The organism is Paraburkholderia sp. HC6.4b (assembly GCF_014200875.1).
Lineage (GTDB): Bacteria > Pseudomonadota > Gammaproteobacteria > Burkholderiales > Burkholderiaceae > Paraburkholderia > Paraburkholderia tuberum.
Window position 1 is genome coordinate 1 of the sequence record NZ_JACHDC010000036.1, and the last position, 22,560, is coordinate 22,560.

Sequence of the window (22,560 nt, forward strand, 5' to 3'; positions counted from 1 at the left end):
GCAACGTCAAATATGACCTTATAAGCAGCGACAATTACCCCGTTGACCGGCCAAGATAGTTGTCGCTGACCGGCCATGCTGCTTGACGCTGTCTATGAGGACGAGATCGGTAATCGTGACGATCGAAGCAGCGCACGCGAACCCCGCCAGCCACGACGGCAAGCCGGGCCAATGCTCCATCGCCCACGACGATAAGGAAAAGCCGCCGAGCAACGTCACGATCGAATAAACGAACTTGCGAAACCACGACGGCTCATGCGAGCGCATCATGAAAACGCACGTCCCACACACCACACCTACGACGAGTTTTGGATCAACCTGCGAATGCAGAAGCGTGATCAACACGCCGCTCGTCATTCCTGCGCTGATCGCAGCCCCCGTCGATGAAACAGGCTCTGTCATTGGCTCTCCGATAAGAAAGCGGCCACCAAATGGTGGCCGTAAACGAAAAACCCGCCCGAAGGCGGCGAATCTGAAAGCGTTAGAACAACATGCTGCTAGGTTGATGTTTGCTCCGCCGGCCATTCGATCTGCGGCATCCCCGCAGTGAACACCGCGAGCGCCGGCAGCGACTTCTCGCCGCTCCGCGCTGCTGCGATCTCGGCAAGGCCGTATCCCCACATTGCGTCGCGCCAGTCGCGCATTGCGCGGGCCTCAGCGGCAAACGTTGGGATGCTGCTCTCCAGATACGTGATGCCCGACTTGATGTCGTCGTAACCACGGCTGCGCGCCGCGGCGTCCATCGCCCGCTGCAACGCGTCGACGTAGGCGCTTGCGATCGTGTCATCGTCCGTGACTGGTTCAGCGCGCGCTGTGCGAACCACATCGCCGTCGAGGTAGGGTTCGACGTCGACGCATTTAGTTAGCGCGTCGAACTGGACATCGTCGGCAACGGGATAGACGTGGTTATCCGCGAGCCAGGTTGCAGACGGCGCGCCACCGGCAAAACTGACATTCGGGAACAGATTCCCAAGCAAATCAATCTTGAACGAACCATCGGGATTCTGTATTGCGTATCTCATGGAGTTCCCCAGTAAGCCTGCTGGTTTTGATAGAGGGCGCCTTCCGCTCCGGGCGGGAGGAGGATCGCCTCAGCGAGAAAAGCGGTCATGATCGAGCCGAAGGTCCCGGTTCCGGGCTCATATGGGACGCCCAGCACCACGCTGTTCACCGTAACTGCTGCCGACCCGCCCGTGCTGGATGTGTACTGCGAGCCGTTAAGCCAGAGCGTGAGCGGGCTTTTCGAGAGAAGTGCGCTCGCGCTATTGAGATTCGTCGGTGACGCGTTGCTTGAACTGATGACGCCGTAGCTACTCGATAGCGCTGTGCCATTGATCCGTTGCGACGCGACGGTACCGGAAGTGACGAATCCGATCTGGTATCCAATCGGGTTGCTCACGACGGGCGTCTGAAGGAATGGGTATACGACGCCAGTGGCACGCTGGAGCGTGCAGTTGAATACGGTGTTCAGCGTGAAGGGATTCGCGGCCGTGTTGATATTCGGCAGCGGCGCGCTCAGCGTCTGAGAGTTTCCACTGTCGTCGTCAGAATACGACTGGACCGCCGGTTGCCCGTTGACCGCGACCAGCACGCCAGCTTCGACGATGTGCGGTTGCGCCCCCGCCACCGCCGTCGCGTGATACCCCTTTCCGCTTTGGTCGTACCAGGTGCTGACCGTGGCGTCGCTCACGCCTACAAATTCCATCAGCGCCGCGATATCCAGATCGCCCTGCGGCGTAAAACGGATGTTCCGTACTGCGCTATCCGATGCACGCACGACTGTTCGAGCTGATAGCAAGCACGCCCAATCTCGACTGGCTGCTGCTGACCAAGCGCATCGGCAACGCTCGAGAGATGATCGTCGATGCGCTACTACAGAGGAAAGGCCTAAAGGCTCACGCCCCTTGGCCGTGGCCGAACGTCTGGATCGGCGCGACGGTCGTCAATCAGGAAGAGGCCGACCGGGATATTCCGAAGTTGCTCGAGGTGCCAGCTCGCGTGCGCTTCCTTTCGGCGGAGCCGTTGCTCGGGCCGGTCGATCTCAGGCGGTGGCATCTGTCGGATCGGTGCGGCGGTCGCTATCCGTCCCCGACGCTGCCGGATGAACATCGCACGACGCGGCTGGACATGCTCGATTGGGTGATTGCCGGCGGTGAAAGCGGCCCGGGCGCGCGGCCGATGAATACGGATTGGGCGCGCACGCTCCGCGATCAGTGTGGTGAGGCCGTGGTGCCGTTTCTATTCAAACAGCACGGCGAATGGGCCGATGCGTCGGTGGCAGCGTTCGGCTCCTCACCCGGCGAAGTACGTTTCATGCGCGCCGACGGCACCCTATGGGCCGCGCCTCCTAGCGATGAAGACGCCGACTGCATCACGATCAGACGTGTGGGCAAGAAAGCAGCTGGCCGCGAACTTGATGGCCGCACGCATGACGCATTTCCGGAGAAGCGGTGATGTCAGAGATCGGGGAAACCGTCATTGATCGCCGTACGAGCGCGCACTTCTGCGTCTCTGAGTGCATCCTGAAGCTCGTCGAACCACGGACCTTCTTCGAGCTGGTAGTTGAGGAAATTCTTGTACACAGGTTGACCGTCCAGCCTCGTAATTACGGCTCGCGCCGAAAAGCGGCCATTCGGATCGGCAGCGCCGGCAAGATATTCCCGGTCAGCGTTGACAATGATTCGATACGGATCGTATTCAATTTCGCGATGTCGGTCCGACATGTTCAGCTCCGGTTTTTCGCTTTAGGAATCCTAGCATGAGAGCGCTTTCCATCCGCCAGCCCTGGTGTTGGCTCATCGTGCGTCCAGATCTCACCGATGCGGCGCGCGCGGCAGCGATCGCCGCTGGCACCCTGAAGGACATCGAAAACCGCAGCTGGCCGACAAAGGTCCGCGGGCGCGTGTTGATTCACGCTTCAAAGGGTATGACGCGCGCGGAGTACGAAGCCGCACAGGATCCGCTGTGGCCGGTCGGCGGCCCGACGATCGAACTGCCTCCGTTCGACCAGCTACAACGCGGCGGAATCGTCGGCGTCGCAACAATCGACGGATGCGTCGCGCCCAGCGATCGCACGTCACCGTGGCACATCGAAGGCCAATACGGCTTTCATGTCGTCGAGTCGAAGCCGCTGCCTTTCGTTGCCTGCAAGGAGCACTCAACTTTTTCGAAGTTGCGCCAGAGGTCGCCGCGCAGTTGCGGCAACTGCTCGAACTTGGAGTCGTCGCATGAGCGCGATTATTAGTCCCTGCGGCACCTATCGATATCTGCTCAGGCGGCCGGCCCCGGTCGGGCCCGAGTTCGAACAGCCGTGCCTCGGAACTGCTTTGTTCGTGATGCTAAACCCGAGCACCGCAGACGCAACTGCCGACGATCCCACGGTGCGCCGCTGCAAGGCGTTCGCATACCGATGGGGATGCAACGGAATTGCCGTGGTCAACCTGTATGCCCTTCGCTCTCCAAGCCCGGCTGACCTGTGGCGCCACGCTGATCCTGTCGGACCCGACAACGACATGTGGCTGCGCATCGCCGCGCGCGAGCACGAAACGGTCATTTTCGCCTGGGGAGCGAACTCCAAACTGGACCGCGTGCGTGAGGTGTACGCGATCTTTTGCGGCGCCCCGCACAGGCGGATTCTGAGCCTTGGCACGACGAAAGACGGATCGCCACGCCATCCGCTGTATGTGCGCGCCGACCAGCGGCTTACCAATTGGAGCCCGGCGCAATGACGTCAAGACGAAAAAAAGCCTCGCTCGTCGCGAGGCTTAACATCGCGGGAGACGCGGCTGCCAACGTCTGCATCTTATTCCGCACGCACCGTCGCACTTATCGGACGACTCCGAAAGTCGGACTCAGACGTGAGAGCGAAATGATCGCCCAATCTAACCAGCTCGACGAAACGATGGTGATAGACGAACAGATTCTCGATGAATTAGAGCGCCAGCCTCTAACTTTTTGTCTTCAATGCTTGTTGCGACCGGTGAAGGCTTTTCAAGCAATCGAGGATCATGTTACGGCTGTATGGCCAAGATTCCGGAGAATCTATTTCGGATTCGAAAATAATCTCGTTGAGATTGCGAAGACAAACTCGAACACTCAAGGCGACTCCCAACAAGTCCGTCTCGGCAAGATCTTCGACCGGGAGCGACGCCAGAATCTCCAAGTACTCGTCAAGTTGGCGTTTTCTGAATATTTTGTATTGACTCCATGTGCCAACTTCTTTAAATCGATCGCCGGGTTCGTGCGCCTCCTCCGCAAGCGTAATACTCAGTCGGAGAGTGTCATCGACAGCCCTTCGAATCGATGCCTTGCGTCTGCGGTCGCGACGCACATCTCGGCGGCGCTGCGCCCAGTACAAGCCAATCGTCGCGAAGATAGCGGCGACGGTTCCGACCGCTTGCCCGAAACCAAACCAGTCACCACGATGATATGCGTCCATGCGTGAGCTCCCGATCCTACTTTCCGGTGGAATATTTCATGTGCGCTGCCGCAGCGAATCGCGGGTGCAGCGGCGATCAACAGCCTTGAAGCAGTCAATGTTGACCCGCGTTCACCAGCATCCAGATTTGCTTTCGGGTTTCGCCTGCAAGGATGCGAGCGAACACGGCGCCGCAGCGAATGCAGGTGTAATGCTCCTCCGCACGCACCGCCTGCACGGTCCCTCTACCGTTGAAGTCCAGGTTCTCATGCGGGCCGATGGCGGCCGGCTGCCCGTAGAGGTCGCTGCAGGCACCGCAAGGCTGAATCCAAAGTCTCATCGCGAAACATTCGGGCGGCTATCGAGCAGAAGCGTTTTGCAGTTGCACGATGATTTCGCGCATTCCGCGATGCGTGCATGGGCGACCGGGCGCCACCGATTCGATAGCGGCGTTCAATTCAGCCACCGAGAGGCCGCGCTTGCGCAACAGCGGATAGAGCGATTGAAGGTGGAGTTCGTGGAGGAATTTCCCGCTTTTCTCGTTGAAGCAAATACGCAACAGCCCGCGCGCTTCGCCCTGTGTGACTGCATCGACGCGCAGGCCCATTGCCTTCGCAATGTCGAGCGAGCGCTGGACAAAATCTTGTTTGGTCATGGCCAGTCTCCATTTTCAGCCATGGTACATCACGCCGCGCCGTGCGCCGTGGGTAGCGTCTCTCCCATCGGTGGAAACCAGATGGAGGTAATCCAATGATCGGATCGATGTTCCGAATAATCCGAATCCACATGAGGAGCGAGCGATGAGCGACTATCTCACGGCTCACGAACTGGCCGACCTTATCAACTGCAAACCCAACCAGCGCACCGCAATGCAGCGCTGGCTGAGAGATAACCACTGGAAATTCGTCGTCGACCGAAACGGCCTGCCGAAAGTGTCGCGCGCATATCGCGATATGAAGCTCGGCGTCACGCCGACGGATCACAGAAACTCGAAATTTGATGCCGCGCCAAACCTCCAAGCCTTCGCCCGATAAGCCCGCCGCAGTCAACGAATCGACTGGCATAGACCGGCTGTACAAGCGCACTGGCGTCCGCAAGATCTCGTTCTGGTACAAGTTCCCAGACGGCCGCAGCGAGACCTTTGCAACCGTGGCGCGCGGCGACCGGGCCGCACTCGCCACCGCCGAGCGCAATGCGATGCGTAAAGCGCTCGACATTCAGGCCGGCCAGATCGTCGCTGGCTCCGTTGCCGCCATGGTCGAGCGCTTTCGCGACGAGGTCGCGCCGACGCACTTCCGCGATCAATCGAAAGATGGTCTCGCCGTCCGACGCGGCGCGTACGAGCGTCTCATCAAGTTCTTCGGCCGGATGGCCCCGATGGCCCTCGAAACATTCCACGGTTATCAGTTCCTCGACGCGCGAGCGAACGCGGGCGCGCCGATCGGCGCAAACAAGGACATGGCCCTCATGCAGACCATCTGCAATTACGCGGTGCGCTGGGGCGTCATCAAGCAAAACCCGTTCATCGGGATGATGCTGAACACCAACGACCCGGACGTGCGCACGATCGAGCGGCATCAAGTGCTCGCGTTCTACGTTTGGGCGCTTCGCCAGAAGCAGTCCTATCGCACAATGGGACTCGCAGCGATGTTTTGCTACCTGACCGGCTTTCGCGCGGCAGAGATCCGCCCTTTCCACTTCTCCGGCCTGACCGAGGCCGGCGTGCGCGTCGTCGGCGCGAAGCGGAAAAAAGGCGAGGCTGAAGTGCACAAGCTTCGGCAGTGGTCGTGGCGGCTACGCGCTGTCACCGAGCGTGCCAAGCGCGATCGAGCGGTCGACAGCCTCTTCCTCTTTCCAACGCGGACCGGACAGCCATATTCGAAAAGCGGTTGGAATGCTGTCTGGCAGGACGCCATGTACGCCTACATCGGCTCGTTCGACAAGAACATCGCGCTCGAGGCCGAGGCGAAGCGCATGCATGAGGCTGCGCAGCGCATCGCGAACCGGATCAACGCGCCAATCCGCGGCGGCATAATGGAACTGCAGATCACCAAGCATCCCGAGTATTTCGCACTCTCGGACGTTCGGCCGACTGCAATTAGTGCAAAGCTCGAGCAGCACGACGCGGATGCGTACGACTTCGCCGCCCACGCGAGTCCAGGCACGACACACCGTCACTACGACCGGCGTCGCGTCAAGGTCGCAAAGGCCACGGAGTAAGTACATCGTAAGAAGCTGGCTAACTACCCGGATTTGCGTCGCGAATTCCTCGCGACTTCCGGCATGGGAAACGGCGCAGTTCGGCCATCTGCTGCCGATCCCTCACCGGCTCCTAACGTCACTCCTATGACCTTTGAACATCCGTTTGCGGACGCTCATCAGCGCTCGCAGCCACGGCCATGAGCGGTAGCAGCGGCGAGCGCAAGGTGGCATGTTCAGAGATGCCGCACGTGTCACCACCGCCGAAGCGATTTTCAGATTCGCGAAATCCGTTCCTCTAATTTCATGGCGTCGTCGAGCCGGCCAAGTCTTCCGTAGCAGACGGCGAGGGAGCTCAAGCTAGACTTCAGGCTGCCGTGATCCACGCGGCCATGCTTATCGCCCTGTTCCTTTTCCGTGACCGCGCGCTCGAACCACGGTCGCGCCTCGTCGAATTTGCCGACGCTAGACAGGCAGGAGCCGACCGAATTCAGGCTCTCGCCCAGGCTGCCGTGATCCACGCGGCCATGCTTATCGCCCTGTTCCGCTTCTGCGACCGCGCGCTCGAACCACGACCGCGCCTCGTCGTACTTGCCGACGCCTGACAGGCAGGAGCCGACAAAGTGCAGGCTCGTGCCCAGGCTCTCGTGATCGACGCGGCCATGCGTGTCGCCCTGTTCCTTTTCCGTGACCGAGCGCTCGAACCACGGTCGCGCCTCGTCGAATTTGCCAACCCTAGACAGGCAGGAGCCGACCGAATTCAGGCTCGCGCCCAGGCTGCCGTGATCCACGCGGCCATGCTTATCGCCCTGTTCCGCTTCTGCGACCGCGCGCTCGAACCACGGTCGCGCCTCGTCGTACTTGCCGACGCTCGACAGGCAGTAGCCGAGAGAGTGCAGGCTCGTGCCCAGGCTCTCGTGATTGACGCGGCCATGCGTGTCGCCCTGTTCCTTTTCCGTGACCGCGCGCTCGAACCACGGTCGCGCCTCGTCGAATTTGCCGACGCTAGACAGGCAGGAGCCGACCGAATTCAGGCTCGCGCCTAGGCTGCCGTGATCCACGCGGCCATGCTTATCGCCCTGTTCCGCTTCTGCGACCGCGCGCTCGAACCACGGCCGAGCCTCGTCGTACTTGCCGACGCTCGACAGGCAGTAGCCGAGAGAGTGCAGGCTCTTGCTCAGGCTCTCGTGATCGACGCGGCCATGCGTGTCGCCCTGTTCCTTTTCCGTGACCGCGCGCTCGAACCACGGTCGCGCCTCGTCGAATTTGCCGACCGTAGACAGGCAGGAGCCGACCGAATTCAGGCTCGCGCCCCGGCTGCCGTGATCCACGCGGCCATGCGTGTCGCCCTGTTCCTTTTCCGTGACCGCGCGCTCGAACCACGGTCGCGCCTCGTCGAACCTCCCGATCGCGTACAGACCGGCCCCTACTGCGTGTTGGTCGACCGCTGTCATGCCAAGTTCGCCGTCCCAATCTGCCGGATCCAGCCGGTAGCACAGGATGGCCCCTCCCAATTTCGCGTCCCCCGGCGCAGCAACGACCTGCCGTACCAGAGTAAGAAAACGGGCCTTCTGCCGCAGCCGAACCCCCCGCAAGCTGGCAGCTAGTGCCTCATCCTGCGCCGAACACTGCACCAGGTACGAGCCGAGCAGCTGATGCATGCGCAATTCGGCACTGCCTTCAAGTAGGTGCAGGTCAAGGCACACGTCGAGCTTTCTTTCAAAGTCGGTCCGTACACCGGCGTACTCGAGTTCCAGATGGCCGAACAGTTCATCGCGGATAATGCGCTGCTGTGCAAGGAATGCTGCCGCATATAGCAGCAGGCGCACCGAAGCATCGACTGTCCTGAGGACGAGATCGAAGCTGCTACTCGCCTCCGGTGCCATGTCCAATCTGGCGTCATCCAGCCGTCCGCGACGCTGCTCGTACGCCAGTGCACGCGACGCCGGCACGATCTGCACCGGCAGCCCGCCAGATAGCGCCGCGAGGTCTTGGCCGAAACGCTCAGCGACGACCGCTCCGCCGACCTTTTCGACGAGTTCGAGGGACATCGCCGGCGAAAGCGGTGCGACAGGGAGGCTCGGCCACTCATCGCACCAGCGCTCGTTGACGGTCGTCACGAGCACGTGGCACGGCATGCCGCTGCGAGGAAGCCAGGGCTCTATGGCTTGTTTCGTCGACGGGTTGTCGAAGATCAGCAGCGTCGCGGCACCGTGCATCGTCAGTAGCGTTCGTTCGCAGCGATCGGCCAGCGGTAGGTCGGATGTGAATTCCAGCCCAAGGCTGTTGGCTCCGATGCGCGCCAAGTCGGCCATTTCCGTACCCGCGTTGATGAAGAAACGGCCTCCCGGGTACCTGTCACGGCCGAGCCGCGCGTACTCGCGCGCGAGTTCGCTCTTGCCAACACCGGGTGGTCCGTACAGAACGACGACACGCTCGTGAGCGGGGTTCCCGAGTTCACGAGCGATGTCGCCCAGCAGTTCCTCGCGGCCGAGAAACGGGACGTCGCCACGCGCCGCGACGTTGCTGCGAAAACGCGCTGGCTCCCGCGGCTCCATCGCCGGTGCAGGTGCAGCCGGCGATGCCGGATGGGCCCGTGGGCTCGGCAGTCGCCTTTCGTGCCCAGGATCGTGGGGAAATACGCTCGGGTCGACTGTCCAGACTTCGACGGGACTATCCTCGTAGCGAATCGGAAACACGCGCAGCGAACCGCTGTTCTCAAGAGTCACGTAGAGTGCCCGATTCGGCCATTTGCGCGTCTGGTATGCAGCACCGGCGGCGAAATGCAGTGTCGTTCCTGTAAGCGACGTGACCGTGTCGACGTCAGTCTCATGCAGGTGACCCCGCAATATGACGTCGACATGGCCTTGCAGGCTTGCCCTAACGTTCGACCGTTCGACATCGCTGAGCCAGTCAAGAGGGTGGTGGATCAGTGCCAAATTCAGATCGGCCGAGTGCGTCCCCAGCTCGGTGAGCGCAGCATCGAGGCAACGACGACCAAGCAGCAGCTTCGCATGATCATTGTCGTCCTGGCAGAACAGTGAGCTGTTCAGGCTCAGCACGGCAATGCGACGCCCACGTACTTCCACTAACTCGACAGGTCCGCAGGTCGAAGTATCCGGGAAGCGCCGAACCCCTGCGAAGTACTGCTCATGCCATTGGCTGAAAGCGCGCAATTTAAGGCTCAAGTGTGGCTTCGGCATATTCGGCGCAAAGTACGCGTCGGAGTCTTCCCGCGAACCGAGCGTTCGCGCGAGTCCCACACCCTGGCTCCGATCGACGTCGTGGTTGCCTGGAACGACGAACAGAGAGCGCCGCTCGACGTCAGCCGCGTCGAGTAACGCGTCGAAGAAGCGGGTCGCCTGCTCATATTCCTGCGGCTTGCCCGCCTGTGCGATGTCGCCGGTCGCAAATATCAAGTGGCAGCGCCGGCCGGCGTTGCGGTAATCGCGCACGGACTTGATCAGCGCACGCAACACGACGTCACTGTCGTACGTGTCGCCGCTTCGAAAGTGAAAGTCGGAAATGTGCAACCAACACAGGTCCATCTGGCACCTTGTTCGCAGAGCGAGAAAGTGAATGATCATATCACTGTGAATATGACCACGGCATCGGCCGCCAGCGAACGTCATTCAGCGCAGTCTCAACTGCTCGAAGCCCGTATTGACCTTCGCAATAGCATTGACAGCTGCTTCAGCGTCAGATGCTGCAATTGCGGTATCGCGGTCGAAAGGTGGGCTTTGGGTCGAAGCCGGGGGAAAACGAAAAACACCCTGTTTTCGGGGGTCGCTTTACCCTTCCCGCGTCGCTTCCAAGCTAATACAAGACGATCTGAAGGGTCGAGGTTTTAGACTCGGGCGGGTGGCTTGAGTTTTCACACGGCCTTGTTCGGTAGCGAACATATTTGGATGTCGACTAACACCTGCCGTTGGAGCCACGACGACCCGACCGTCGCCAATGGGTCGATCTGAGCCTGTGCTCGTCGTTGCAATTCACAACGAGCGGGCCACCACCACAACTGTATGCACATACAGTCCCAGAAGCGCAATGCACGGTCCGAATTTTCGGAACGACTCACCGCGAACCCGCATGCCACCGTGCGTGAAAGGGCGCGTCTGTTCCGAATTTAGTTTGTGAGATCCTTGTCTGACGCGGCTGCGAGGCGTTTTGACGGCTGGATTGTGATTCCTGTCGTCGTGGGTTCGAGTCCCATCAGCCACCCCACAGAATTCAAGCAAACGGCGTTGTGAGCAATCACAACGCCGTTTTTGTTTTGCTGACGGCCTTCTGCGTTTTCCACGATGTCTGTGCGGTTTTCCGCCCCGCAATCACCCCTTCCCGCCTTCTCCCGCCTCTCAAAAACCGCTTGGCCAATAGGGCCGGTTCACCGGTCCGCCTTGCGGCGCGTACGTCTGAACGATTGTTTCTTCATCGGGAAGAGTAATTTCAGATTATCGGCACAAATTCTCAATAGTAGGGGTATACACTCGCTTCCATCGACGTTGCAGACACCTGGTTCACTGGCTCCTGCAACATCTTCCTGAAATGCAGTCGAAACGTTATCGGAGTCCTACCATGAAGACCAAGTTTATCGCCGCCCTGCTGGTTGCCGCTTCCGCCTCTATCGCCGCTCCCGCTTTCGCCAGCGGATATGGTCCGGCACCGTACTACCGTCCGTCGGTTGGCGCGCCGGCTTCGCAACAAGGCCAGAACGCGCAGACCGTCGCTGCCGAACGCGCCAACGCGCAATCGAATGCATACGGCGGCGTGAATAGCGTGTCGACGCAATCGGGCACGCGCAGCGAACCCACGTCGGGTCCGCAATCGGTGTTCTTCGGCCACTAAGCCGCCAGCAGTACCGTCAGGTCCGCTGCCTCTGAAGGCAGCGATCAAACTGGGCGCCGCGCCTGCAGTATCGATGCCGGCGCCCAGTTGCATTTACGGCAGCCGTGGTACCCGGTACGTTGCCCGGGTAGCCTTCGGTTTGCAACCGTTGTCTCGTGCGCCTGCGGCTTCCTTGCCTCATCCGAACACGACGTCCCCTTCCGTCGCGACGCGGCTATCCGCGTCTAACTCGCCAGCCCCGCATCGATCAATTCGCGCGCCGCGCGAAAAGCCGCCTCGGCGGCCGCATGCTCGGTGGACCACAAGCTATCGATATGCACGAGCTGCCAGTCGACCACCGTCGAATCGTCGCGCAGCACCCGGAAATGCGCCTTGACGCCGGTCAGTACCTGTTCCACCGCCACCTCGATGTCGTAGTCGCCATAGCGCGCCTGATAGTCGCCCATGTCGACGCCCTTCGGCTCCATGCTCGTCTCCGTGGTTTCGCTGATCGCGGGTAGGCGGACGCGCGCGTCCCGCTGGCGTCGCGCTGGCCAATCACCTGCTCGCGACTCACCCGCGACGCGCCGCCTCGCTCTCCGCACCGGCCGTGCGGCCGGCCGCCGATCAGCGGATCAGTTGCAATCGCCGGAAAGATACTGCCGGCCGTTGCAGTTGATTTCGACCCCACCACTGCCCGCTTCGGCAACCAGGTCGGATGCCAGCAACTCCGCCGCAACGGACTGCGCGACTTCGGGCGCCGTCTGTCCGACGCCGACGTCGTTCAGACGCCGCAACGCTTCGACCGCTTCAGGACTCAAGGACTTCGACATGGCCGTCTCCGTCGGAATGCTCAATTCATCGTAGCAAGTTTCATCGGCGGATGCAGGTGTGCGCGCCTGACGAGCCTGCTCCCCGGAGCGTCGAGCCTGGCAATTGGCGTCTGAAACCGGCATGACCGTTAGGAGCACGCCTCAACGCGCCACCAGCGGCCCCGGAACGCGGCCTGCTACTAGCTAATTGTGCACACAGCCGCGTGTCTGCAGACGGCACGCGACATCGAAGGAGAACGACATGAAGCGAGGCAATTGGGCCACGTTGACGGCCACCGCCGCCGCGCTGGCAGCGCTCTTTGCGAGCGGCGCGAGCGCCGTCGCGCAGACGGCGCCCAGCGCGCCGCCGGACAGCCATGCGCCGATGGCCAAACCGCCCGAGGCGGCATCGGGCGCCGGCAGTTCGAGCAACCCGGACAACATGCCGATCAAGCGGCCGGCGAAGCCAACCAACGACCACATGTCGCACGAGCCGCCCGCAAGCGGCGCAAACGCGAAATAGCCGCTGCGCACGCCGCTCGCATTGGCGGAGCGTCATCAAAGCCGCGCGATCGACACCTCGGTCGACTTCACGAGCGCGACCACCTCCGAGCCGACTTTCAGTTCGAGTTCGTCGACCGAGCGCGTCGTGATCACCGACGTGACGATGCCGAACGGCGTCTCTACGTCGACCTCGGACACCACCGAGCCGCGGATGATTTCCTTGACCTTGCCTTTGAACTGATTGCGCACGTTGATGGCGGAAATGCTCATTTCAGATCACTCCACAGAAGCAGTTGATAACGGAATCGGATCGATTTGCCAGGAAAACTCAGACGGCCCAGCGCACCTCGGTCGGCCGCGTGAGACGGCCGGGTTCGGGCAAGCCGTACGGGTCATAGGGCTGATACGCGCAATGCGCCAGCGTGTCGTCGTTCGGCGCGTTGTTCAGCACGCGTTGCAGCACGTGGTCTTCGAGTGCGGCGAAGCCCGCCGACGCCCGCGCGCGCGGACGTGCGAGCGCGACCGGCTGATCGAGCGCGATGCGGCCTTCCTCGATCAGCAGAATCCGCTCGCCGAGCGCGACGGCTTCGTGCACGTCGTGCGTGACGAGCAGCGCGGTGAAGCGATGCTCGCGCCACAGCCTTTCGATCAGCGCGTGCATTTCGATGCGCGTCAACGCATCGAGCGCGCCGAGCGGCTCGTCGAGCAGCAGCAATTGCGGACGATGCACGAGCGCCCGCGCGAGCGCGACGCGCTGCCGCTGACCGCCCGATAGTTGCGCGGGCCAGTCGTTCGCGCGTTCGAGCAGGCCGACTTCGGCGAGCACCGCGCGCGCATCGTCGCGCGCGCCGCGGCCGAGGCCGAGCATCACGTTTTGCAGCACGCTTTTCCACGGCAGCAGACGCGCATCCTGAAACATGATGCGGGTGTCGAGCGGACCGCCGTTCCCAGCGCGCTTTTCGAGCACACCCGAACTGGCTTCCTCGAGACCCGCGACGAGCCGCAACAAGGTCGACTTGCCGCAACCGCTGCGGCCGACGATCGCGACGAAGCTGCCCCGCTCGATTGACAGATCGAAGCCCGACAGCACCTCGCGCTCGCCATAGCGCTTGCCGACGCCGCGCAATTGCACCGCGTAGTCGCTCGCGGGGCGCGCGTCGCTGCGGGCCAGCGCGGTGGCGGGTTGCAAGCCGGCTTGCGAGCCGTGATGAGTCCCGGCCGCCCCGTCCCGCTCAACCAGCGCAGCCTCGTTCGCGTCGTGATCCGCGAGCCGCGGCTGCGCGAGTTCGGTCTCGAGATCGCTGCCCGCGATACCGCCGAACGTCGTCGATAGCGTCGTTGCGCTCATGCTTTTGCTCCTCGCTGATAGGCCGGATGCCAGCGCAGCGACACGCGCTCGAGGCTCTTCGCGAGCATGTCCGCGAGTTTGCCGAGCGCCGCGTACAGCAGAATGCCGACCACCACCACATCGGTTTGCAGGAATTCGCGCGCGTTCATCGTCATGTAGCCGATGCCCGATTGCGCGGAAATGGTCTCGGCGACGATCAGCGTGACCCACATCAGACCGAACGCGAAACGCACGCCGACCAGAATCGACGGCAGCGCACCCGGCAGAATCACGTGGCGGTACAGTGCGAAACCTTTGACGCCATAGCTGCGCGCCATCTCGGTCAGGTTCGCGTCGACCGAACGGATGCCGTGAAACGTGTTCACATAGACCGGGAAGAACACGCCGAGCGCGACGAGGAATACCTTCGCTTGTTCCTCGATGCCGAACCACAGGATCACGAGCGGAATCATCGCGAGCGCGGGAATGTTGCGGATCATCTGTACGGTCGAATCGAGCACGATTTCCGCGGGTTTGAAGAGACCCGTCGCCAGTCCGAGCACGAAACCGATGCCGCCGCCGATCGCGAAGCCCGACACCGCGCGCCAGGTGCTGACCTTCACGTCGGCCCACATTTCGCCGGACTGGATCAGCGACCATGCGGCCTTCACGACCGCGAGCGGCTCGGGCAGCACGCGCGTCGACAGCGCGCCGCTGCGCGCGGCGATTTCCCACGCGAGCAGGATCGCGATCGGCGCGAGCCACGGCAGCAGGTGCGCGCCGAAACGGCGCAGCGCGGCAGCGCGCGCCGTGGACGCGGGCTGCGGGGTTGCCGCCGTTCCCGCGCTCAAAGTGGTGTCACTCATGTTGGCTTTTCTCCTTGCCTGTCGATCGTCGCGCGCGTGTCGCGCAAGCCGCGCGACCCATGCTATGGGCGCGCTCAACTCGCGCTCGCCGCCTTCGGCAGATAGCTGGTGCAGACGATTTCGCCGAACGGCCCCGACAACGGCCCGTTGGCAACCTTGCTGAAGCGTTGCGGCAGCAGCGGAAACACGAGTTCGGCAAAACGGTAGGATTCCTCGAGATGCGGATAGCCCGACAGGATGAACGTCTCGATGCCGAGCGCCGCGTACTCCTTCATACGCGCGGCCACCTGCTCCGGATTGCCGACCAGCGCGGTGCCCGCGCCGCCGCGCACGAGCCCCACGCCCGCCCACAGGTTCGGATAGACCTCGAGCTGCTCGCGCCCGCCGCGCTTGCCGCCGTGCAGCGCGGCCATACGGCGCTGCCCTTCCGAATCCATCTTCGCGAACGACGCCTGCGCACGCGCGACCGTGTCGTCGTCGAGCTTGCTGATCAGCTTGTCGGCGGCGGCCCACGCTTCCTCCTCGGTCTCGCGCACGATCACGTGCAGACGGATGCCGAAGCGGATCTGCCGGCCGCGCGCCGCGGCGCGTGCGCGAATGTCGGCGATCTTCTTCGCGACCGCTTCGGGCGGCTCGCCCCACGTCAGATAGGTGTCGATGTGCTCGGCCGCGATATCGTGCGCGGCCGCCGACGAGCCGCCGAACCACAGCGGCGGATGCGGGTTTTGCACCGGCGGATATAGCGCCTTGCCGCCCTTCGACCGCAAATGCTTGCCGTCGAAATCGATCGCTTCGTTGCTGTGCGACGCGGCGAGCAGCTTGCGCCAGATATGCAGGAATTCGTCGGTGATTTCGTAGCGCGTGTCGTGATCGACGAACACGCCGTCGCCGGCCAGTTCGGCCGCGTCGCCGCCCGTCACCACGTTGATCAACAGACGCCCGTTCGACAGCCGGTCGAACGTCGCCGCCATACGCGCGGCGAGTCCCGGCGACGACAGCACCGGGCGAATCGCGACGAGGAACTTCAGCCGCTGCGTCGCGGCAATCAGGCTCGACGCGACGACCCAGGCGTCCTCGCACGAGCGGCCGGTCGGCAGCAGCACGCCCTCGTAGCCGAGCGTGTCGGCGGCGACGGCGATCTGCCGGAAGTAGTCGTAGTCGGCTGCGCGTGCGCCTTGGGACGTACCGAGATAGCGGCTGTCGCCGTGAGTCGGAATGAACCAGAACACATTCATGTTGTTACTCCTGTCTGTCCCTGACGTAATGAAAACGGTGAGCGCGAGCGCCGGCCGCGCGCATCGAGCCGGCAACCGGCAAGGCGCTGCGACGCGTTGAAGGATTGAGAAACGGACGATGGACTCAGGCCATCGGCAACTGCGTCAAATCGATGAAGGCTATGCGCCTGGCGGACGACACCGCGAACACGACCGCGCGTGAGCCCTGCGACAACGGAGATTCGGTGTGAGGCTCGACATTGCGACGGCTTTCCTCGACCAACGTGCGCGTGATGCGCTCGATTTATCGGATGACGGCGACACCCGAGCCGTCTGCATGAGGAAACAGTCTATGGAGCGGTCCGCGGCTTTTGAACGATTTTATTGAGCTTAGGATTTCCGCTTTCGTGATTAGCCCGGTTCTACCGCATACGGTTGTTGCGCTTTATACACGCGGCCCCGGCCGCCCAACCCCGGTCGATATAATGGCGCTCGTTTCCAATCACCCGGTACAGGTCTTGCGAGTTGCCTGTACGTTGCCGGTGCAATGCATGCAAAAAATTATTCTGCCGTTCGTCGCCGGTTTTCTGGCTTCTTTGTTCTTTCGCGAATCGACGCTGGCGCTGATGCACGCTGCCGGCATGATCGACCCCAGCGGTTTTTCGACCGCGCCGTTTTTGCCGCTCGGCCTGCCTGAGTTCATCGCGAACGCAATCTGGAGCGCGTGCTGGGCCGTGCTGATGGCCTGGCTGCTGCGCGTCGCGCCGCATCGGCGCGCGCCGTGGGTACCCGCGTTCGTGTTCGGCGGCATCGTGCTGACGGCGGCGAGCGTGTTCGTCGTCGATCCGCTGCGCGGCATCTGGCCGAGCGGCAACATGCTGCCGCGCCTCGCGGTGGGCTTCACGGCGAACGCGATGTGGGGCTGGGGTGCGCTCGTGTTCATGCGCGCGTTCATGGCGAGCGAGGCAGAGGAATAAGCGCGGCGAACATGAATTCGCGCAACGCGTAGATTCGCGCGGGCGGGTTCGCGAGGCCGCGCGTTCAGCCGCGCAGAGCGCCCAACGGGTGCTCGTTCGCCGGCCACGGGCTGTCGAACATCTGCTCCACATCGGCCCGGTTGACGTCCTCGATGCGCGCGAAACGCCAGCGCGGCGCGTTGTCCTTATCGATGATGCGTGCGCGAATGCCTTCCACCGTATCGCCGCGCAGAAAGCTCGAGCGCGTCAGATCGAGATCAGTGCGCAGCACGTCGGCCATCGACCCTTCCGCGCGCGTGACCACTTCGAGCGAGACCGCCATCGACAGCGGCGAGCGCTCGCGCAGCACCGCGATCGTCTGCTCGGCCCACTCCGCCGCGTCGCCACCGCGCTCGCGTTCCTGTTCGAGCGACTTGAGTATCCGCGCGACGTCGGGTAGCGCGAAATGCCGGTCGATCAACGTCCGCGCCTTCGCGAGCGCGCTCTCCTCGGGCCGCGGCGCGACCTGATACGCGAGCGTCTCGCGCTCGACGCACGCAAACACATCAGCACCGCGCTCGAACGGTTCGCGGCTCAACGTATCGACGAGCGCGGGCAACGCCGCGTCGTCGATGTAGGCATCGGCGAGGCCCGCGTACAGCGCGTCGGCCGCGCCGATCGTCGCGCCGGTCACCGCCAGATAGCGGCCGATCGCGCCGGGCGTGCGCGCGAGAAACCAGCTCGCGCCGACATCCGGAAAGAGGCCGATACGGGTTTCGGGCATCGCCATCTTCGTCGATGGCGTGACGACGCGCAGGCCGCCGGTGCGATGTGCGCCCTGCGAAATGCCCACGCCGCCGCCCATCACGATGCCGTTCATCAACGCGATATACGGCTTCGGATACACGAAGATCGCGTGATTGAGCCGGTATTCCTCGCTGAAGAACGTATCGCGCGCCTCCTGGTCGCCGGTTTGCGCCGCTTCATACATGAAGCGGATGTCGCCGCCCGCGCAGAACGCGCGCTCGTGCCGGCTGCGCACGACGACGGCCAGCACCTCGGGGTCCTCGCGCCACTGGTCGAGCGCCGCGTGGATCGCGCGGATCATGCCGGTCGACAGCGCATTCAGCGCTTTCGGCCGCTCCAGTTCGATGAGACCGATGCGGTTGGCTACGTGGGTCGCGATTTCGTCGCTAGTGGCGGGCAAGGCGGACGTGGACATGGAGAACTGGGCGCGGCGGCGCGGCATGAGGTGGAACCGAACGTTATCACGGGCCTGCCGCTTTGCGTTTGGTGGGGACCTCGGGGGCCGGGTCCGTGGAGCCGGCCGACTTGGCGTGGCGCCGCGCGACGGTTTTTTTGCCGCGGACTGCGGCGCTGTTCGATGCGCCCGCCGCCACGGCCTGCGGCACACCGAGCCATGCGTCGAGCGTCACGCCGACGAGCGTCTCGAGCGGCACGCTCGGAAACACCGGGCACGTGAGATTCAGCGCGACGATGCCATGCAGACTCGCCCACAACGCCTCGGCCCAGATGGCCGGCTCCATCGATGCGACCGACGCCGACAGATGCCCCGCTGCTCGCAATTCGTCGAGCGCGTCGATCATGATGTGCAGCGCGGCGTCGCCGGGATCGTCGTCGGCAACGCCGCCGGCGGCGTTGCCCAGGGAGGCGGTCGAACCACCGGTCCCGGTGTTCGCGCTTGTGTCGCCCGTGTTGCCGTCGTGTTTGCCAGTGCCCACCCCGCCACCGAGCGCCGCGCCGGTATAGCTCGGGTCCTCCATGAAAATCAGCCGGTACGTTTCAGGATGCTCGACGCCAAACGCGACGTACGCGCGCCCGAGCGCCTTCAGCCGTTCGGCGGGATCCGCGATCTGCACGAGCGGCACGAAGGTCGCGAGCAACTGCGCGTAGCCTTCGGCGCACAAGGCCCGCGCGATGTCGTCGCGACTCGCGAAATGCAGATACAACGTGGCGGGCGAATATTCGATCGCGTCAGCGATCTTGCGCATCGACAGCGCGGCAAAGCCCTCGCCCACGACGATGCGCCGCGCGGCATCGAGGATGCGTTCGCGCAGTGCCTGCTTCTGGCGGTTTTTTCGTTCGGCGATTCCCATGACTCGCAATTTTCAGATTGACAAACTGAAAAGTCAATTTAAACTGAACATCGTTTACTGAACAATGTTCAGTAAATTTTCATCTGTCAAATCGAGCAGCCACGAGCGCGCGACGATGTCGCGCCGCCATCTGAGGGAATCGTCATGCAAGCCACGGGAAAGGTCGGTTTATTCGGTGCAGCGGGCGCTGCGGGTCAAAGCATCGCGACGGCGCTTGGCGCGGCGGGCCGCGATTACCGGGTGGTCGGCCGCTCGCGCGAGGTATTGCAACGGACTTTCGGTGACGACCCGCACGCGGAGATTGTCACCTGGAACCCCGACGACCCCGCCTCGATCCGCGCCGCGGCCGCCGGTCTGCAGACCGTGATCTACCTCGTCGGCGTGCCCTACGACCAGTTCGCGCAGCACCCGCCGTTGATGGAGAAAACGCTGGCTGGCGTGACGGCCGCCGGTGTCGAGCGCTTCATTCTGATCGGCACCGTGTATCCGTATGGCCGCGCGCGCGGCAACCCGGTCCGCGAAGATCATCCGCGCGAGCCGCACACGTTCAAGGGCCGCATGCGGCTTGAACAGGAAAAGCTCGTGCTGGCCGCGCATGGCCAGAAAGGTCTCGAAACGCTGGTATTGCGACTGCCCGATTTCTATGGACCGGGGGTCGAGCGCAGCCTGTTGCACGGTGTCTTCGTTGGCGCCGCTACCGGCAAGCGCGCGCAGGTGCTCGGTCCCGTCGACGTACCGCACGAATTCATCTATCTGCCGGATATCGGTCCCGTGGTCGAACGACTCACGCGCACGCCCGAAGCCTACGGCCGCTGGTGGCATCTCGCGGGCGCCGGCACGATCACGCAGCGCGAGGTGGCGCGCGAGGCCTACGCGCTCGCGGGCTCCAGGCCGAAGCTGATGGTGGCCGGCAAGGGCATGCTGCGCGTGCTCGGGCTATTCAATCCGCTGATGCGCGAGTTGGTCGAGATGAACTATCTGATGACCGAGCCGGTCGTGCTCGATGATTCGGCGCTGGCGACGTTGATCGGGCCGCTCAGGAAGACGTCGTATCAGGAAGGGATCAGGCGGTGCTTCGAAGCGGCGCGCGAGGTAGTGCCGGCACGCGACATGAATTAGCGGCAAGGCGTTGGCGATGCGTAGGTGAAGTGAAAACCGCAGAGATGGACCTGCACCCGGCCTCTGGCGCCGACGGTCCGTCGGCAGGTCCGCTTAGCCTGCCATCTGCCCCGGCGGAAAGTGGCCACTCTTGAGCAGCACGGGTGTGCCGTTACTGATCTGCAGATGCTCACGCGCAACGGCCTCGATGCGCGGCCGGCCCGCATCGAACGCGCGCAGCCAGCCGTCGAGGTTCTCGCTGTAAGCGCCGAAATGATCCTCGAGCGCTTCCACCGAGATCGCGCACGGCACCGGCTCACCGTCCACCAGCGCGGAAAACACGACGGTCAGGTTGGAGTCGCGGTAAGCAGGCGCGTCTTCGGGAAAACGGATCTTCATGGTCGCCTCGTCAGAAGTTGGCGGCGGGAATGTAGCTCGCGCGGAAGGCCCTGCGCGCCGCCGATCCTCGCAAGTCCCGCTATGGTACTCGCGCCGCCGGATCACGGTCCAGCGCGCGCGGGCGCCTGATTCAGGGCATCGCGCGCTGCCTTGGCGAGCCCTTTGCACGGAAATCGCCGACACGCTCACGGCCCATCCAGCAATCGGTCGACATACTCGCGGGCCGCCCGTTCGACGAACGCGAGCGCCTCTTCTTCACTGTCGAAGCGTTGCCGGTCGCCGAGCTCGAGCAGCGTTTCCATCCGGTGCGGATCGTCCGGGCCGAGCTCGGCGAGGCTGACCGTGCCGACGTAAGTACCGTCCGCTTTGGTGTGCGCGTCGCCCGACGTGCCCGACGTGCTGCCCCCTGGCACGAGGCGCGCGGCGGCGCTGATGTAATAGCCGCGATAAGGGCCACTGACCCGTTCAGCCATCTTCGTCCTCCTGTTGCGGTTGCAGAGCTGGCGCCAGTCGCAACGGCGCCGCCCTGATGCTTCAGCATGCGGCGCGCCGCTGCACTGGGTGTGTGCGGGCGGCCCGTCCCATAACGATAAGGCGCGTTGCAGCGCGATAAGTTCTGCTCGCGAGACGCCGCCCCCCGCGCCGCGCCAAAAGAGCCGCGCCAAAGAGCCGCGCCGCACTTCAGCCGCGCGCGCTGGTCGAACGGTCCATACCGGCATGCTCCATGCTGTCGCACGGTACCTGTTACGACGCCATTTCGAGGCCAGCGAGCGCAATATGGGAAAATATTTTCTGCAGGATCATGAACTGCCCGAGCCGGATGCGGCGAACCGCTGGTTCGAGTACGCCGAAAGTCACGGCATCGACATCCCGAAAGCGATCGGCATCTGGGAAGACGCAGCCACTGAAGAAGGCGCGGAAGCCCGGCGGCTCCTCAACGCAGCGGGCATCACGGTCGAAATGACCTGAGCCGTGACGCGCGCCCTCGCGCTCCACAGCGGCCGACCCGACCCGGCAGCCCCCTCTATCTGAATGAAAGGACACAACACGATGCAATTCACGACGCAACCGCGACGCGCCGGCCGATTCCACCGCCTCCGATCCAGCGCCGCGCTTGCCCTCGTGCGTCGCGCGTCGCTGTCGGCCGCCTTGCCCGCCGCGCTGCTGCTCGCCGCGGGACTGGGCGGCTGCGCGTCGTCGAACACGACCACGCTGATCAATCTGCCCAACGGCCAGACCGGCTTCGCGGTCAACTGCAGCGGCGCCGACGCCGGCTCGAGTTGGGCCTCGTGCTACGTGCAAGCGGGTAAGGCCTGCGGCGCGACCGGCTACGACATCGTGTCGAAGGATAACGACGAAGGCGGCATTGCCGGCGGCAGCGTCACGAACGTGGCGTCGGCGAACGTGAAGGGCCGCTCGATGATCGTGCGCTGCAAGTAAGCCGATTTACGTGCCTGGCGGCAATCGCGGCGGCTGGCGCGGGCGCTCAATGCGCCTGCATCTTCGAGAAGAGATTCAACACCGCGACGCCAGCGACGATCAATCCCAGCCCGATGATCGCCGGTACGTCGGGTACCTGCCGGTACAGCACTAGCGCGACCAGCGTGATCAGCACGATGCCCGCGCCGGACCAGATCGCGTAGACGATGCCGACTGGAATGCTTCGGAGCGTCAACGACAGGCAATAGAACGCGATGCCGTAGCCGAGCACGACGACCATCGACGGCAGCAGCCGTGAAAAGCCGTCCGAGGCCCGCATCGCGGAAGTCGCGATCACTTCGGCGACGATCGCGATCGCGAGCAGCGCATACGGGGGTACGCGCATCG

Annotated in this window: 28 protein-coding genes, 1 tRNA gene and 1 pseudogene; 13 read left to right on the forward strand and 17 right to left on the reverse strand. The window is 63.4% G+C overall.

Annotated features, from left to right (window positions below; all coding sequences use genetic code 11):
- Window positions 1-18: 18 nt before the first annotated feature.
- The 3 genes from HDG34_RS37105 to HDG34_RS37115 all read right to left on the reverse strand — a co-directional run bounded on the left by HDG34_RS37105 (window position 19) and on the right by HDG34_RS37115 (window position 1,777).
- Window positions 19-402, reverse strand: coding sequence for a putative holin (locus HDG34_RS37105; protein WP_184068575.1), 384 nt, complete (start codon window positions 400-402; stop codon window positions 19-21).
- Window positions 403-497: 95 nt separating this feature from the next.
- The gene (locus HDG34_RS37110; protein WP_184068578.1) at window positions 498-1,022 is read right to left on the reverse strand and encodes a hypothetical protein; all 525 of its coding nucleotides are present in this window, start codon (window positions 1,020-1,022) and stop codon (window positions 498-500) included.
- Window positions 1,019-1,777, reverse strand: a complete 759-nt coding sequence (locus HDG34_RS37115) for a hypothetical protein (RefSeq protein WP_184068580.1) — start codon at window positions 1,775-1,777, stop codon at window positions 1,019-1,021. Before HDG34_RS37115 ends, HDG34_RS37110 begins: the two co-directional genes overlap by 4 nt.
- Window positions 1,778-1,779: 2 nt before the next feature.
- On the opposite strand from HDG34_RS37115, the pseudogene HDG34_RS37120 reads away from it, so the two are divergent.
- A pseudogene (locus tag HDG34_RS37120) lies at window positions 1,780-2,454 on the forward strand (DUF5131 family protein); the annotation flags it as partial.
- Between the two features lie 2 nt (window positions 2,455-2,456).
- Here HDG34_RS37120 and HDG34_RS37125 read toward each other — a convergent pair.
- Entirely contained in the window at window positions 2,457-2,723 is a 267-nt protein-coding gene (locus tag HDG34_RS37125) for a hypothetical protein (RefSeq protein WP_184068586.1), read from the reverse strand.
- Window positions 2,724-2,758: 35 nt separating this feature from the next.
- On the opposite strand from HDG34_RS37125, the gene HDG34_RS37130 reads away from it, so the two are divergent.
- The 3 genes from HDG34_RS37130 (at window position 2,759) to HDG34_RS37140 (ending at window position 4,444) form a co-directional block, all read left to right on the forward strand.
- Window positions 2,759-3,244, forward strand: coding sequence for an ASCH domain-containing protein (locus HDG34_RS37130; protein ID WP_260321463.1), 486 nt, complete (start codon window positions 2,759-2,761; stop codon window positions 3,242-3,244).
- On the forward strand, window positions 3,228-3,728 hold the full coding sequence (locus tag HDG34_RS37135) for a DUF1643 domain-containing protein (protein WP_184068589.1): 501 nt from the start codon (window positions 3,228-3,230) through the stop codon (window positions 3,726-3,728). The genes HDG34_RS37130 and HDG34_RS37135 overlap by 17 nt, the downstream gene beginning before the upstream one ends.
- Before the next feature lie 140 nt (window positions 3,729-3,868).
- Entirely contained in the window at window positions 3,869-4,444 is a 576-nt protein-coding gene (locus HDG34_RS37140) for a hypothetical protein (RefSeq protein ID WP_184068592.1), read from the forward strand.
- A gap of 331 nt (window positions 4,445-4,775) precedes the next feature.
- On the opposite strand, the gene HDG34_RS37145 is transcribed toward HDG34_RS37140, so the two are convergent.
- Complete coding sequence (locus HDG34_RS37145; protein WP_184068595.1) at window positions 4,776-5,072, reverse strand: hypothetical protein; 297 nt, start codon at window positions 5,070-5,072, stop codon at window positions 4,776-4,778.
- 145 nt (window positions 5,073-5,217) lie between these two features.
- Here HDG34_RS37145 and HDG34_RS37150 point away from each other — a divergent pair, with 145 nt between their 5' ends.
- Window positions 5,218-5,451, forward strand: coding sequence for a DUF4224 domain-containing protein (locus HDG34_RS37150; RefSeq protein WP_184068598.1), 234 nt, complete (start codon window positions 5,218-5,220; stop codon window positions 5,449-5,451).
- On the forward strand, window positions 5,417-6,637 hold the full coding sequence (locus HDG34_RS37155; RefSeq protein WP_184068601.1) for a hypothetical protein: 1,221 nt from the start codon (window positions 5,417-5,419) through the stop codon (window positions 6,635-6,637). Before HDG34_RS37150 ends, HDG34_RS37155 begins: the two co-directional genes overlap by 35 nt.
- A 254-nt stretch (window positions 6,638-6,891) precedes the next feature.
- Here the strand turns inward: HDG34_RS37155 and HDG34_RS37160 are convergent, their stop codons facing one another.
- Window positions 6,892-10,149 carry a tetratricopeptide repeat protein gene (locus HDG34_RS37160; protein WP_184068604.1) on the reverse strand — a complete coding sequence of 1,086 codons (3,258 nt, stop codon included), beginning with the start codon at window positions 10,147-10,149 and terminating at the stop codon, window positions 6,892-6,894.
- 618 nt (window positions 10,150-10,767) lie between these two features.
- Here HDG34_RS37160 and HDG34_RS37165 point away from each other — a divergent pair.
- Both HDG34_RS37165 and HDG34_RS37170 read left to right on the forward strand, forming a co-directional pair.
- Window positions 10,768-10,840 (forward strand) — tRNA-Ser (locus tag HDG34_RS37165).
- Between the two features lie 351 nt (window positions 10,841-11,191).
- Window positions 11,192-11,461, forward strand: a complete 270-nt coding sequence (locus tag HDG34_RS37170) for a hypothetical protein (protein WP_018418204.1) — start codon at window positions 11,192-11,194, stop codon at window positions 11,459-11,461.
- Window positions 11,462-11,685: 224 nt separating this feature from the next.
- On the opposite strand, the gene HDG34_RS37175 is transcribed toward HDG34_RS37170, so the two are convergent.
- Window positions 11,686-11,928 carry a DUF6566 family protein gene (locus HDG34_RS37175; RefSeq protein ID WP_018418205.1) on the reverse strand — a complete coding sequence of 81 codons (243 nt, stop codon included), beginning with the start codon at window positions 11,926-11,928 and terminating at the stop codon, window positions 11,686-11,688.
- A 147-nt stretch (window positions 11,929-12,075) separates the two neighbouring features.
- The gene (locus HDG34_RS37180; RefSeq protein ID WP_184068607.1) at window positions 12,076-12,273 is read right to left on the reverse strand and encodes a hypothetical protein; all 198 of its coding nucleotides are present in this window, start codon (window positions 12,271-12,273) and stop codon (window positions 12,076-12,078) included.
- Window positions 12,274-12,514: 241 nt separating this feature from the next.
- Here HDG34_RS37180 and HDG34_RS37185 point away from each other — a divergent pair, with 241 nt between their 5' ends.
- Window positions 12,515-12,775: a hypothetical protein gene (locus HDG34_RS37185; RefSeq protein ID WP_090804375.1), complete on the forward strand. Its 261-nt coding sequence runs from the start codon at window positions 12,515-12,517 to the stop codon at window positions 12,773-12,775.
- 35 nt (window positions 12,776-12,810) lie between these two features.
- Here HDG34_RS37185 and HDG34_RS37190 read toward each other — a convergent pair whose 3' ends face one another.
- The 4 genes from HDG34_RS37190 to ssuD all read right to left on the reverse strand — a co-directional run bounded on the left by HDG34_RS37190 (window position 12,811) and on the right by ssuD (window position 16,184).
- Window positions 12,811-13,026 (reverse strand): molybdopterin-binding protein, encoded by a 216-nt coding sequence (locus tag HDG34_RS37190; protein WP_008922916.1) that lies wholly within the window; start codon window positions 13,024-13,026, stop codon window positions 12,811-12,813.
- 58 nt (window positions 13,027-13,084) lie between these two features.
- A complete protein-coding gene (locus tag HDG34_RS37195; protein WP_184068611.1) occupies window positions 13,085-14,104 on the reverse strand; it encodes an ATP-binding cassette domain-containing protein in 1,020 nt (339 codons plus the stop codon).
- Window positions 14,101-14,949, reverse strand: a complete 849-nt coding sequence (gene ssuC, locus HDG34_RS37200) for an aliphatic sulfonate ABC transporter permease SsuC (RefSeq protein WP_184068614.1) — start codon at window positions 14,947-14,949, stop codon at window positions 14,101-14,103. Before ssuC ends, HDG34_RS37195 begins: the two co-directional genes overlap by 4 nt.
- Before the next feature lie 74 nt (window positions 14,950-15,023).
- Window positions 15,024-16,184 (reverse strand): FMNH2-dependent alkanesulfonate monooxygenase, encoded by a 1,161-nt coding sequence (gene ssuD, locus HDG34_RS37205; protein ID WP_184068618.1) that lies wholly within the window; start codon window positions 16,182-16,184, stop codon window positions 15,024-15,026.
- Between the two features lie 530 nt (window positions 16,185-16,714).
- Here ssuD and HDG34_RS37210 point away from each other — a divergent pair.
- Complete coding sequence (locus HDG34_RS37210) at window positions 16,715-17,140, forward strand: hypothetical protein (protein WP_090805723.1); 426 nt, start codon at window positions 16,715-16,717, stop codon at window positions 17,138-17,140.
- A 64-nt stretch (window positions 17,141-17,204) separates the two neighbouring features.
- Here HDG34_RS37210 and HDG34_RS37215 read toward each other — a convergent pair whose 3' ends face one another.
- Window positions 17,205-18,341: an enoyl-CoA hydratase/isomerase family protein gene (locus tag HDG34_RS37215; RefSeq protein WP_184068621.1), complete on the reverse strand. Its 1,137-nt coding sequence runs from the start codon at window positions 18,339-18,341 to the stop codon at window positions 17,205-17,207.
- A gap of 46 nt (window positions 18,342-18,387) precedes the next feature.
- Window positions 18,388-19,236, reverse strand: coding sequence for a TetR/AcrR family transcriptional regulator (locus HDG34_RS37220; protein ID WP_184068624.1), 849 nt, complete (start codon window positions 19,234-19,236; stop codon window positions 18,388-18,390).
- 144 nt (window positions 19,237-19,380) lie between these two features.
- Between HDG34_RS37220 and HDG34_RS37225 the strand changes: the two genes are divergently transcribed.
- A complete protein-coding gene (locus HDG34_RS37225; protein ID WP_184068627.1) occupies window positions 19,381-20,355 on the forward strand; it encodes an NAD-dependent epimerase/dehydratase family protein in 975 nt (324 codons plus the stop codon).
- A 93-nt stretch (window positions 20,356-20,448) separates the two neighbouring features.
- Here HDG34_RS37225 and HDG34_RS37230 read toward each other — a convergent pair whose 3' ends face one another.
- Complete coding sequence (locus tag HDG34_RS37230; RefSeq protein ID WP_090804362.1) at window positions 20,449-20,733, reverse strand: DUF1488 domain-containing protein; 285 nt, start codon at window positions 20,731-20,733, stop codon at window positions 20,449-20,451.
- A gap of 185 nt (window positions 20,734-20,918) precedes the next feature.
- Complete coding sequence (locus HDG34_RS37235; protein WP_184068631.1) at window positions 20,919-21,206, reverse strand: hypothetical protein; 288 nt, start codon at window positions 21,204-21,206, stop codon at window positions 20,919-20,921.
- 304 nt (window positions 21,207-21,510) lie between these two features.
- Between HDG34_RS37235 and HDG34_RS37240 the strand changes: the two genes are divergently transcribed.
- Both HDG34_RS37240 and HDG34_RS37245 read left to right on the forward strand, forming a co-directional pair.
- On the forward strand, window positions 21,511-21,702 hold the full coding sequence (locus HDG34_RS37240) for a hypothetical protein (RefSeq protein ID WP_184029291.1): 192 nt from the start codon (window positions 21,511-21,513) through the stop codon (window positions 21,700-21,702).
- Window positions 21,703-21,783: 81 nt separating this feature from the next.
- Window positions 21,784-22,173, forward strand: coding sequence for a hypothetical protein (locus tag HDG34_RS37245; RefSeq protein ID WP_184068634.1), 390 nt, complete (start codon window positions 21,784-21,786; stop codon window positions 22,171-22,173).
- A 46-nt stretch (window positions 22,174-22,219) separates the two neighbouring features.
- On the opposite strand, the gene HDG34_RS37250 is transcribed toward HDG34_RS37245, so the two are convergent.
- Window positions 22,220-22,558, reverse strand: a complete 339-nt coding sequence (locus HDG34_RS37250) for a multidrug efflux SMR transporter (RefSeq protein WP_184068636.1) — start codon at window positions 22,556-22,558, stop codon at window positions 22,220-22,222.
- Window positions 22,559-22,560: the final 2 nt, after the last annotated feature.

Coding starts and splice junctions, on each gene's coding strand:
- HDG34_RS37180 (WP_184068607.1), bottom strand. CDS start 12,273: ATGTCGAAGTCCTTGAGTCCTGAAGCGGTCGAAGCGTTGCGGCGTCTG.
- HDG34_RS37220 (WP_184068624.1), bottom strand. CDS start 19,236: ATGGGAATCGCCGAACGAAAAAACCGCCAGAAGCAGGCACTGCGCGAA.
- HDG34_RS37110 (WP_184068578.1), bottom strand. CDS start 1,022: ATGAGATACGCAATACAGAATCCCGATGGTTCGTTCAAGATTGATTTG.
- HDG34_RS37170 (WP_018418204.1), top strand. CDS start 11,192: ATGAAGACCAAGTTTATCGCCGCCCTGCTGGTTGCCGCTTCCGCCTCT.
- HDG34_RS37130 (WP_260321463.1), top strand. CDS start 2,759: ATGAGAGCGCTTTCCATCCGCCAGCCCTGGTGTTGGCTCATCGTGCGT.
- HDG34_RS37195 (WP_184068611.1), bottom strand. CDS start 14,104: ATGAGCGCAACGACGCTATCGACGACGTTCGGCGGTATCGCGGGCAGC.
- HDG34_RS37135 (WP_184068589.1), top strand. CDS start 3,228: ATGAGCGCGATTATTAGTCCCTGCGGCACCTATCGATATCTGCTCAGG.
- HDG34_RS37230 (WP_090804362.1), bottom strand. CDS start 20,733: ATGAAGATCCGTTTTCCCGAAGACGCGCCTGCTTACCGCGACTCCAAC.
- HDG34_RS37245 (WP_184068634.1), top strand. CDS start 21,784: ATGCAATTCACGACGCAACCGCGACGCGCCGGCCGATTCCACCGCCTC.
- ssuD (WP_184068618.1), bottom strand. CDS start 16,184: ATGAATGTGTTCTGGTTCATTCCGACTCACGGCGACAGCCGCTATCTC.
- HDG34_RS37210 (WP_090805723.1), top strand. CDS start 16,715: ATGCAAAAAATTATTCTGCCGTTCGTCGCCGGTTTTCTGGCTTCTTTG.
- HDG34_RS37240 (WP_184029291.1), top strand. CDS start 21,511: ATGGGAAAATATTTTCTGCAGGATCATGAACTGCCCGAGCCGGATGCG.
- HDG34_RS37185 (WP_090804375.1), top strand. CDS start 12,515: ATGAAGCGAGGCAATTGGGCCACGTTGACGGCCACCGCCGCCGCGCTG.
- HDG34_RS37145 (WP_184068595.1), bottom strand. CDS start 5,072: ATGACCAAACAAGATTTTGTCCAGCGCTCGCTCGACATTGCGAAGGCA.
- HDG34_RS37215 (WP_184068621.1), bottom strand. CDS start 18,341: ATGTCCACGTCCGCCTTGCCCGCCACTAGCGACGAAATCGCGACCCAC.
- ssuC (WP_184068614.1), bottom strand. CDS start 14,949: ATGAGTGACACCACTTTGAGCGCGGGAACGGCGGCAACCCCGCAGCCC.
- HDG34_RS37225 (WP_184068627.1), top strand. CDS start 19,381: ATGCAAGCCACGGGAAAGGTCGGTTTATTCGGTGCAGCGGGCGCTGCG.
- HDG34_RS37155 (WP_184068601.1), top strand. CDS start 5,417: ATGCCGCGCCAAACCTCCAAGCCTTCGCCCGATAAGCCCGCCGCAGTC.
- HDG34_RS37105 (WP_184068575.1), bottom strand. CDS start 402: ATGACAGAGCCTGTTTCATCGACGGGGGCTGCGATCAGCGCAGGAATG.
- HDG34_RS37125 (WP_184068586.1), bottom strand. CDS start 2,723: ATGTCGGACCGACATCGCGAAATTGAATACGATCCGTATCGAATCATT.
- HDG34_RS37190 (WP_008922916.1), bottom strand. CDS start 13,026: ATGAGCATTTCCGCCATCAACGTGCGCAATCAGTTCAAAGGCAAGGTC.
- HDG34_RS37175 (WP_018418205.1), bottom strand. CDS start 11,928: ATGGAGCCGAAGGGCGTCGACATGGGCGACTATCAGGCGCGCTATGGC.
- HDG34_RS37140 (WP_184068592.1), top strand. CDS start 3,869: ATGATCGCCCAATCTAACCAGCTCGACGAAACGATGGTGATAGACGAA.
- HDG34_RS37235 (WP_184068631.1), bottom strand. CDS start 21,206: ATGGCTGAACGGGTCAGTGGCCCTTATCGCGGCTATTACATCAGCGCC.
- HDG34_RS37150 (WP_184068598.1), top strand. CDS start 5,218: ATGAGCGACTATCTCACGGCTCACGAACTGGCCGACCTTATCAACTGC.
- HDG34_RS37250 (WP_184068636.1), bottom strand. CDS start 22,558: ATGCGCGTACCCCCGTATGCGCTGCTCGCGATCGCGATCGTCGCCGAA.